8 protein-coding genes are annotated in these 9,909 nt (G+C 35.6%); 6 read left to right on the top strand and 2 right to left on the bottom strand.

The features are described from left to right. Positions 1–58: 58 nt before the first annotated feature. A complete protein-coding gene (locus A3SG_RS0115865) occupies positions 59–2,719 on the bottom strand; it encodes a valine--tRNA ligase (RefSeq protein ID WP_016990988.1) in 2,661 nt (886 codons plus the stop codon). A 159-nt stretch (positions 2,720–2,878) separates the two neighbouring features. On the opposite strand from A3SG_RS0115865, the gene A3SG_RS0115860 reads away from it, so the two are divergent. After that, positions 2,879–3,268, top strand: coding sequence for a DUF1573 domain-containing protein (locus A3SG_RS0115860; protein WP_016990987.1), 390 nt, complete (start codon positions 2,879–2,881; stop codon positions 3,266–3,268). 63 nt (positions 3,269–3,331) lie between these two features. On the opposite strand, the gene A3SG_RS0115855 is transcribed toward A3SG_RS0115860, so the two are convergent. Then, complete coding sequence (locus A3SG_RS0115855; protein WP_016990986.1) at positions 3,332–4,663, bottom strand: retropepsin-like aspartic protease; 1,332 nt, start codon at positions 4,661–4,663, stop codon at positions 3,332–3,334. 125 nt (positions 4,664–4,788) lie between these two features. Between A3SG_RS0115855 and A3SG_RS0115845 the strand changes: the two genes are divergently transcribed. The 5 genes from A3SG_RS0115845 (at position 4,789) to lgt (ending at position 9,869) form a co-directional block, all read left to right on the top strand. Next, positions 4,789–5,982 carry a pyridoxal phosphate-dependent aminotransferase gene (locus A3SG_RS0115845; RefSeq protein ID WP_016990984.1) on the top strand — a complete coding sequence of 398 codons (1,194 nt, stop codon included), beginning with the start codon at positions 4,789–4,791 and terminating at the stop codon, positions 5,980–5,982. 262 nt (positions 5,983–6,244) lie between these two features. After that, a complete protein-coding gene (gene folE, locus A3SG_RS0115840) occupies positions 6,245–6,916 on the top strand; it encodes a GTP cyclohydrolase I FolE (RefSeq protein ID WP_016990983.1) in 672 nt (223 codons plus the stop codon). 129 nt (positions 6,917–7,045) lie between these two features. Beyond that, on the top strand, positions 7,046–8,527 hold the full coding sequence (cysS, locus tag A3SG_RS0115835) for a cysteine--tRNA ligase (protein WP_029596858.1): 1,482 nt from the start codon (positions 7,046–7,048) through the stop codon (positions 8,525–8,527). A gap of 49 nt (positions 8,528–8,576) precedes the next feature. Continuing rightward, complete coding sequence (gene yidD / locus A3SG_RS0115830) at positions 8,577–8,819, top strand: membrane protein insertion efficiency factor YidD (RefSeq protein WP_029596857.1); 243 nt, start codon at positions 8,577–8,579, stop codon at positions 8,817–8,819. A 123-nt stretch (positions 8,820–8,942) separates the two neighbouring features. Further along, the gene (gene lgt / locus A3SG_RS0115825) at positions 8,943–9,869 is read left to right on the top strand and encodes a prolipoprotein diacylglyceryl transferase (protein WP_016990980.1); all 927 of its coding nucleotides are present in this window, start codon (positions 8,943–8,945) and stop codon (positions 9,867–9,869) included. The last annotated feature ends 40 nt before the right edge of the window (positions 9,870–9,909 follow it).

Genomic DNA, 9,909 nt, shown 5'->3' with positions numbered 1-9,909 from the left:
AAATCCCAATTCTGAAAGTTTTCAGAATTGGGATTTTTACTTAAAGGAAATGCTAAATTTATTTCAATCCAGCCAAACTTTGCTCTATGGTAGCAATTTTTGCCAGAGCATCGGCTTCTTTTTGTCGTTCGTTTGCCAACACTTTCTCGGGGGCACCAGCTACAAATTTCTCATTTGCCAGTTTGTTTTGAACGGACTTTAAGAATCCTTTTGTATAGTTCAATTCGGTAGTCAATTTAGTAACTTCTGCTTCGACGTCTATATTTCCAGTAATCGGAATAAAATATTCATTCGATTTCACTCTAAAGGATAGTGCACCTTCCACTTTATCAGAAACATATTCCAATGCCGTAATGTTTCCTAATTTGGTTACAACAGAATCAAAATAAGTAGAAGCAGAATCGTTGTTGATTACTTTCAATTCAATTGGATCTTTAAAAGGGATGTTCTTGTCTTTACGAATGGTTCTAATTCCAGAAATCACTTCTGCTGTGCTTTCAAAATCAGCAATCAGATTAGCGTCAAAAAGTTTTAATTCTGGCCATGCTGAAACAATTAACGCTTCTTCAGGAGTTCGCTCTGCCAATATCTGCCAAATCTCTTCTGTCAAGAATGGCATAAAGGGATGCAATACTTTTAAATTATTTTCAAGCATTTCTATTGCTTTCGCAGAAGTAACGCTGTCAATAGGCTGCTGGTAAGCCGGCTTTATCATTTCGAGGAACCAAGAACAGAAATCATCCCATACCAATTTGTAGGTTCCCATTAAAGCCTCTGATATTCTGTATTTTTCAAAATTATCTTCGATTTCTAAAAGCGTTTGTTGCAATTTAGCCTCATACCATTCGATAGCCGCCTTAGAAGATTCTGGTTGCGGAATTGTATCCGATACTTCCCATCCTTTTATCAATTTGAAAGCATTCCAAATTTTATTAGTAAATCCTTTTCCTTGGTTACACAATTCTTCGTCAAACATGATGTCATTTCCTGCCGAAGCGCTTAATAATAATCCTACTCGAACACCATCGGCGCCAAATTTTTCAATTAAATCTAAAGGATCAGGAGAATTCCCTAGTGATTTAGACATTTTACGTCTTTGCCTGTCGCGAACTAATCCGGTTAAATAGACATTTGTAAATGGTTTTTTTCCAGTGTATTCATATCCTGCAATTATCATTCTGGCTACCCAGAAAAATAAAATATCTGGACCGGTAACCAAATCATTCGTTGGGTAATAGTATTCAAAGTCTTCGTTTTCGGGATCTGTAATTCCCCCAAAAACGGACATTGGCCATAACCAAGAAGAAAACCAAGTATCTAAGGCATCAACATCTTGTTTTAAGTCCTCAGTCTTTAGTCCAGAGTTGTTAGTCTTTTCTTTGGCTAAAGCCAAAGCTTCTTCAATATTTTCAGCCACTACAAAATCTTCTTTTCCATCTCCATAGAAATAAGCAGGGATTTGTTGTCCCCACCACAATTGACGAGAAATATTCCAATCGCGAATATTATTCAACCAATGAGCGTACGTGTTCTCAAAGCGTTTTGGATGCAATTTAACTTCACCATCCTCTAAAACTGCTTTTATGGCAGGCTTTACTAAATCTTCCATTTTTAAGAACCATTGATCTGATAATCTCGGTTCGATAACGGCTTTAGTTCTTTCAGAGGTTCCCACCTTATTAAGATAAGCCTCTACTTTTACCAAAGCTCCTGTAGTTTCTAATTCTTTTTCGATTTCTGCACGTACCACAAAACGGTCTTTTCCTTGGTAGTGCAAACCAAAACTATTCATTGTTGCATCCTCATTGAAGATATCGATAATTTCTAAATTGTGTTTTTCTCCAAGAGCTTTATCATTCATATCATGCGCCGGAGTCACTTTCAAACAGCCAGTCCCAAATTCGATGTCAACATATTCATCTTCTATTATAGGAATCACACGACCACAAATAGGTACGATCGCGCTCTTTCCTCTCAAGTGTGCGAAACGTTCATCATTTGGATTAATGCAAATCGCGCTATCCCCAAAAATAGTTTCTGGACGTGTTGTAGCAATGGTAAGGTATTCCTCCGCATTTGCTGTTCCCCCTTCGGGGGTTAGGGAGCTAATTTTATATTTTAGGAAATATAATTTTCCTTGTCTTTCTTCGAAAATAACCTCTTCATCAGATAAAGTCGTTTTCGCTTCTGGATCCCAGTTTACCATTCGATACCCACGATAAATCAACCCTTTGTTATACAGATCAACAAAAGAATGAATCACTGAAGCAGACATATCAGGATCCATGGTAAATTTAGTTCGCTCCCAGTCGCAAGAAGCACCTAATTTTTTAAGTTGCTCTAAAATAACTCCACCGTATTTCTCTTTCCAATCCCAAGCATGAGCAAGAAATTCTTCGCGAGTCAAATCATTTTTATTAATTCCTTCTGCTTTCAATTTAGCTACAACTTTAGCTTCGGTAGCGATAGAAGCATGATCCGTACCGGGAACCCAGCACGCATTAAAACCCTTGAGACGAGCTCGTCTAATCAAGACATCTTGAATTGTATTGTTTAACATGTGTCCCATGTGTAAAACTCCAGTAACATTTGGAGGAGGGATTACAATGGTGTAAGGGGTTCTATGGTCTGGTTCCGAATGAAAATAATTGTTTTTCATCCAGTAGTCATACCATTTATCTTCAATAGTCTTAGCGTCAAATTGTGCGGGAATTGTCATAAAAGCAACTGTTAAAACCAAAATTAAACTTTGGTCTGATATTTGTAATTGATGTAGGGTACAAAAGTAAATAATTAAGTACACTATAAAAAGAGAAATAAAAATTTGTGCTTTAATTAAAAGAAACTAAATTTACTTTTCATTAATAAAAAAATTCTTATGAAAAAAATAGTAACAGCAATAGCGGTCATATTCTTTACCAGTATGGGATTTTCTCAGAACGCAGCTAAAATCGAATTTGAAGCAGAAAACAATACTATAGATTACGGAACAATAACTAAAGGAAAAGATAATGGCATCAGAGTATTTGAATTTACCAATACTGGCACTACTCCGCTAATTATCTATGCAATTCAGTCCACCACGAGTTCTACTATCCTGTCAAAACAAACTGACACTGTTCTACCAGGTAAATCAAGTAAGATCGAAGTGAAGTACAACATGACCGTAGGACCTATCAGAAAAACAATTACAGTGGAATCTAATGCTATTAATTATGATGGCGGCAGAATTCCTTTAAAAATTAAAGGAGTAGTGACTGCTAACTAATACATAACAGCTTAAAAAAACGGAAGCCTTTCTTGATCTTTATTTCAAGAAGGGCTTTTTTCTTTACAAAACATCTATGAGTTGAAAGCTAAATTTCAGCGGCTGGCTGTTTCTTTCAATTTCTAAGGTTATCCATTTCTCCTCTTCTGGTCTTAAAAATGAATTGATTTTCTGTAGTGTATAATTATAGGAAGGATTTTTATTTATGGAAATAATCACGTCTCCCTTTTGCAAACCACTATTTGCTGCAGGTGATTTTTTTCGAACATTTGCTATTTCGAAAACAGGTTTTAATTGAAACTTGTATTTAAAATTAGAAATATTTTTCTCTCTATTATAACCCGCATAGTCTACAGTTACAGGAAAAGTTTGAAGCCGGACTGTTTCCTTAACCCATTGCACACCAGAATGCATAATTTCAATCCCACTTTTATTATAAACAAATGGAGCAAAATATGTTCTATTTTTCTTTAAATACAAAGACTCATTTGCGAAGTCAAAAATAACTGAAAATCTACGTAAAATTTCACCTCCAACGGAGCCCACCCGACCTGGAACCAGTGTTAAATGTTTTATGGAGCTGGAATCTGGGAAGGCTACTATGGGCCTACTAAATTTAAAATCAGAAATTAAAAACGTAGCTATTCTTGCCCTTCTTCCAACCACGTCTCCGCTAAAGCCTTTACCCAAATAATCCTCAAAATTATTTACTGGAACATTTATCTTATCAGAAACATCTGGAAAAAGCCAAATCGCATCGCTGTTTCCAACATCGATAAGTAATTTTGCTGGAACTGGAATGAGATTAGAATCAGTAACAACATTTCCAATTACATACGGCTTTGATTCTTCAATAGTAATGGGAACTTTTGTATACTTTCTTTCTATTCTTTTTCTGTTTTTGCCACTATTTTTATAAAAAACAACCCTTTTCTTTTCATAATTAATTTCCACTACACCGTTTTTAAAAAAGGTAGATCCAATAACTCCATTTACTGGAATCCCAACGTGGGTGGATAGATTAAAATCTTGATTAACAATAATATAAAAAAGATGATTGTGCGATTCCATCCCCTTAAGCTCTAATAAATTACCCACAGATTTCAATCCTTCAATCGCATTTTCACTTCCTAATCCCCGCAACGTAATTTTTTCAATGTTTTTAAGACTAATTTCATTTTTATCTTCTAAACTAAACAGAATAGTCTCCTTTACACCGGAATCCAATAAAAATGTTAACTCCACCCCATTGACATTTATCGGTATGAATACCAAGTTATTGATCAATTTGAAAGGAATCTTTACTTTGTTGACTTCTTTTTTAAATCGAAAACTACCCTGCGCCGCGGTAAAGGCATAAATGAAAAGCAAAAAAAACAAAATTCTATTTCTCATTGGTTGGGGTTTTCATAAAATTACTGAAAAAACAGAAGAATACTGCACATTTAACAATAAATAGGCTTGATAGCTTATTTAGTTCAAAAAAAAAATCGCAAATTTGCACTTCAACAATTACTACCATGCCAAAAATATCGAACAAGGGTACACAAATGCCTGAATCTCCAATACGTAAATTAGTTCCTTACTCCGAAATCGCGAAGAAAAAAGGAAACAAAGTATATCACTTGAATATCGGACAACCTGACATTAAAACCCCTGAGGTGGCCATGAATGCGGTAAAGAATTTTGATATAAAAGTATTAGAATACAGCCATTCAGCTGGTTTTGAAAGTTATAGAACCAAATTATCCCAATTCTATATTAATCAGGGATTACCAATAAATGTAGAAGATATAATCATTACAACAGGTGGATCGGAAGCTTTGCTTTTTGCAATGGGAAGTACTATGGACCCGGGAGATGAAATTATCATACCTGAGCCGTTTTACGCGAATTACAACGGTTTTTCTGCTGCATCCGGAGTCAATGTAGTTCCGGCTATTTCATCGATTGATACTGGTTTTGCTTTACCTGCAATAGCTGATTTCGAAAAACTAATTACACCACAAACAAAAGCAATCCTTATTTGCAATCCAGGAAACCCAACGGGTTATTTGTATTCTAAAGAGGAAATGATGCAACTTGCTGACTTGGTAAAAAAACACGATCTGTTTTTAGTCGCTGATGAAGTCTACAGAGAGTTCACGTATGATGGAGACATTCATTATTCAGTAATGAACATTCCCGGACTGGAACAAAACGCTATAATGATTGACTCTGTGTCCAAAAGATACAGCATGTGTGGTGCAAGAATTGGTTGCATTGTGTCAAAAAATAAAGAATTAATGGGCGCTGCAATGAAATTTGCACAAGCAAGATTAAGTCCGCCAACATTTGCTCAAGTAGCCAGCGAGGCAGCTCTTGATACTCCTCAAAGTTATTTTGATGAAGTAATTTCAGAGTACAGAGAACGTAGAGATACACTTGTAGCTGAGCTACAAAAAATTGAAGGTGTGAAAGTAGCTACTCCTAAAGGGGCTTTTTATTGTATCGCTGAACTTCCTATTGAAAACGCAGATGATTTTGCCAGATGGCTTTTAGAAAGTTACGATCTCGATGGAGAAACAGTAATGGTAGCGCCAGGAGCTGGATTTTACTCCACGCCAGGAGTAGGTTTGAACCAGGTTCGAATTGCTTATGTCTTAAAGAAAGAAGAATTAATTAGAGCCGTACAAATACTTAAAGAAGCAATTATAGTTTATAATTCAAAATAATATAGCGTTGAAATTTAACAGTAACAAGATGATAAGCGTTAATAAAATAACGATACATCTTTGATAATCATAACAATACCCTACAACGGCAATAACCATTACAGTTATTGCCGTTTGTTTTTAATTTAAAATCGTAAAGAATACTTTACACAATCACTGTCTTAAAGCGGAAATTAATTATTAAAACGGATGGAAATTCTTTAATATTTATTAATTATCTTTACAGACTAAATTTATACACCCACCATAATAGTAGCTTTTAATGAAACATAATGAAGAAATTCATGACGAAATAGGAGATAATCATATTGGTTCATGCGCAACAAATCCGTTACGAAAAGACGCGTTTGATATTACTGATGACGAAAAAATAGAAAGTATAAAAAAAGATGTTGAAAATATCCTTCTTACATTAGGGATGGATTTGACAGATGACAGCATTAAGGGCACTCCTAATCGTGTCGCCAAAATGTTTGTAAAAGAAATTTTTGGAGGATTGAATCCTGCAAGAAAACCAAAAGCATCTACATTCGACAATAATTATAAATACGGCGAAATGTTAGTTGAAAAAAACATTATTGTCTACTCGACTTGTGAGCATCATTTATTACCGATCATAGGAAGAGCCCATGTGGCTTATATCTCTAACGGAAGAGTAATTGGTCTTTCAAAGATGAATAGAATTGTTGAGTACTATTCTAAAAGACCGCAAGTACAAGAGCGTTTGACGATGCAAATCGTTCAGGAATTACAAAATGCTTTGGGCACAAAAGATGTTGCCTGTGTTATTGACGCAAAACATCTTTGTGTAAACTCACGAGGAATCAGTGATATCGAAAGTAGCACAGTCACCTCTGAATTTGGCGGAAAATTTAAAGACCCACAAGCTCGAAGAGAGTTTTTGGATTATATTAAATTAGAAACAAAATTCTAAAGTAATTTATTCGTTATTCCCCCATAAATCCCTAGCCCTGATTGAAGTGAAAATCCTTTTTATCTCGTCTTTCGGACGAGATAAAAAGATTGAAACGGAAAGCAGGAAACAGCTCCTAAAAAAACAAACATGCCTTTATATACTACCCAGAAGTTAAAAATATACAATTCTCTTTCAGGCGACAAAGAAACATTCGTTCCTATTCATGAAGGTAACATTGGTATGTATGTTTGCGGCCCAACAGTTTACAGCAATGTTCATCTTGGTAACGTGAGAACTTTTATGTCATTTGACATTATATTTAGGTACTTACTACATATAGGTTATAAAGTTCGCTATGTACGTAACATTACCGATGTGGGACATATTGTGGATGATGCAGAGGACGGCGAAGATAAAATCGCAAAGAAAGCACGTTTAGAGCAGTTAGAACCTATGGAAGTGGTTCAACGCTACACTGTCGACTTTCATGAAATTTTGAAAGCTTTTAACTTTTTACCTCCAAGTATTGAGCCTACAGCTACGGGCCACCTTATTGAACAAATAGAAATCATCAAAACAATTATCGATAAAGGAATAGGATATGTAGCTAATGGCTCAGTCTATTTTGATGTCGTCAAATTCAACGAGACAAATTATTACGGTAGATTAAGCGGTCGAAATATTGAAGACATGCTTGCCAATACTCGTGATCTTGACGGACAAACCGACAAAAGAAACCCTCAAGATTTTGCACTTTGGAAAAAAGCGGAGCCGCAGCATATTATGCGCTGGCCTTCTCCATGGAGTGAAGGTTTTCCTGGTTGGCATTTAGAGTGCACAGCGATGAGTACGAAATATCTAGGAAACCATTTTGATATTCACGGTGGCGGAATGGATTTGAAATTTCCACATCACGAATGTGAAATTGCACAAAATGAAGCTTGTACTGGTCAAACTCCCGTTAATTACTGGATGCATGCAAACATGCTGACTTTAAACGGTAAAAAAATGGCCAAATCGACCGGCAACAATATTTTACCGAGAGAAATCTTAACAGGAGAAAATTCCATCTTAAGTAAAGCCTTTCCTGCTTCGGTAGCTCGATTCTTTATGTTACAGGCACACTACAGGAGCATACTTGATTTTTCTGATGATGCCATTGTTGCAGCTGAAAAAGGGTACAAAAGGCTCATGGAATCGTTAACAACTTTAAAACAGATAAATGCAAGTTCTAAAAGCACATTAGACATAATAAACTGGAAACAGTCCTGTTATGACGCTATGAATGACGATTTTAATTCCCCTATTTTAATCGCACAATTATTTGAAGGAGTTCGCTTTATCAATCTCATACATGATGATAAAGAAACCTTGAACGCAGTTGATTTAGAAAATTTTTCCATTGCAATGAACGCCTTTGTATTTGATGTATTGGGACTAGAAGCTGAAAAAACTGTAAACAGCGGTAACGATAAACTGGAAGGAGTTGTTAATATGCTTATCGGTATGAGGAATCAAGCCAGGGCAGACAAGAACTTTAAACTATCTGACCAAATAAGAGATCAATTGATAACCTACGGAATCCAATTGAAAGACGCTAAAGACGGTACAACCTTTAATGTTCAATAATCCCTTTTTAGTGATCAGCTAACGAATACAAATGCTAATTACCTAAAATATGCTTTCAAAAATAATCATATTCCCATTTGTCTTACTCGTTCGATTTTATCAGCTAGTCCTATCCCCTTTTATGCCAGCAGCCTGCCGATTTGCACCCACCTGTTCTTCCTACATGATTGAGGCATTGCAAACACATGGTCTGTTTTATGGTGGATTTCTGGGTATTAAACGTATTTTAAGCTGTCATCCTTGGGGTAAAACTGGCTATGACCCCGTCCCCAAAAAAAAATGCAACCATTAATACGATCAACATCGTCGAAATTGCGTTTTTTGACTCTTAAATAGCACAAACAAACATGGCATATCTTCAATATACTATTGGAACTCAAAACAAAAAATGTATTTTTACACCAAATAGAAAATAATGACACACGCTTTAAACATAGTTTGGAACCCATCAGAAGGTATTGATTTAGGTTTTTTTATAATTCGTTTCTACAGCCTTATGTTTGTAATTGCATTTGGTTTAGGTTGGTACATTATGAAAAACATCTATGATCGTGAAAACGAATCCATAGAAAAATTGGATTCCTTATTCATCTGGACCGTGCTGGCAACATTGCTAGGAGCACGTTTGGGTCATGTCATATTTTACGATTGGGAATACTTTCGCAATCATTTATTGGAAATATTTTTACCTTTTCGATTCACTCCTACGTTCGAATTCACCGGTTATGCTGGATTAGCAAGTCATGGAGCAGCTATATCAATAATAATTGCAATGTATTATTACAGTAAGAAAATACTAAAAAGACCATTGTTATGGATTTTAGACCGAATCGTAATCGGAGTGGCGAGTGGCGCTATTTTCGTGAGATTAGGCAATTTTTTCAATTCTGAGATAATAGGAAAAGAGACCACTTCCCCGTTTGGAATAAAATTTGTCCGTGATCAATTTAGCGCGCGAGATGCCGTAAACGCAACACAAATACCAAATCCTGCAGAGGCATATCAAGCTATTGCAACTAACCCCCAATTTGCTAACTTACTGGAGCAAGTTCCATCCAGACACCCTGCTCAGTTGTATGAAGCATTTTGTTATGTTTTTGTTTTTGCAATATTATTTTTATTGTACTGGAAAACAGAAACGAGATTAAAATCAGGATTTCTATTCGGCCTTTTTCTAGTGTTATTATTTTCTGTACGTATCGTTGTAGAATTTGTGAAGGAAAGTCAAGGTGGATTTGAAAGCGCTCTAGGATTACTTTCTACTGGCCAATGGCTTAGTATTCCTTTTATTCTTATTGGACTGTATTTTATTTTCACAGCTGAGAAACCAGTGAAAATTTAAGAATATTCAATAGTAGATTTTGAACATAAAATAAAAANAA

It is taken from the genome of Flavobacterium sp. ACAM 123 (assembly GCF_000264055.1).
In the GTDB taxonomy this organism is placed as follows: Bacteria; Bacteroidota; Bacteroidia; order Flavobacteriales; family Flavobacteriaceae; genus Flavobacterium.
Note: the sequence above shows the minus strand (reverse complement) of the source record. Positions and strands in the feature narration are given on the sequence as shown.

What these genes read in the sequence shown, in the direction of transcription:
- A3SG_RS0115865 (WP_016990988.1), bottom strand. Translation starts at nt 2,719, where the DNA reads ATGACAATTCCCGCACAATTTGACGCTAAGACTATTGAAGATAAATGG.
- A3SG_RS0115860 (WP_016990987.1), top strand. Translation starts at nt 2,879, where the DNA reads ATGAAAAAAATAGTAACAGCAATAGCGGTCATATTCTTTACCAGTATG.
- A3SG_RS0115855 (WP_016990986.1), bottom strand. Translation starts at nt 4,663, where the DNA reads ATGAGAAATAGAATTTTGTTTTTTTTGCTTTTCATTTATGCCTTTACC.
- A3SG_RS0115845 (WP_016990984.1), top strand. Translation starts at nt 4,789, where the DNA reads ATGCCAAAAATATCGAACAAGGGTACACAAATGCCTGAATCTCCAATA.
- folE (WP_016990983.1), top strand. Translation starts at nt 6,245, where the DNA reads ATGAAACATAATGAAGAAATTCATGACGAAATAGGAGATAATCATATT.
- cysS (WP_029596858.1), top strand. Translation starts at nt 7,046, where the DNA reads ATGCCTTTATATACTACCCAGAAGTTAAAAATATACAATTCTCTTTCA.
- yidD (WP_029596857.1), top strand. Translation starts at nt 8,577, where the DNA reads ATGCTTTCAAAAATAATCATATTCCCATTTGTCTTACTCGTTCGATTT.
- lgt (WP_016990980.1), top strand. Translation starts at nt 8,943, where the DNA reads ATGACACACGCTTTAAACATAGTTTGGAACCCATCAGAAGGTATTGAT.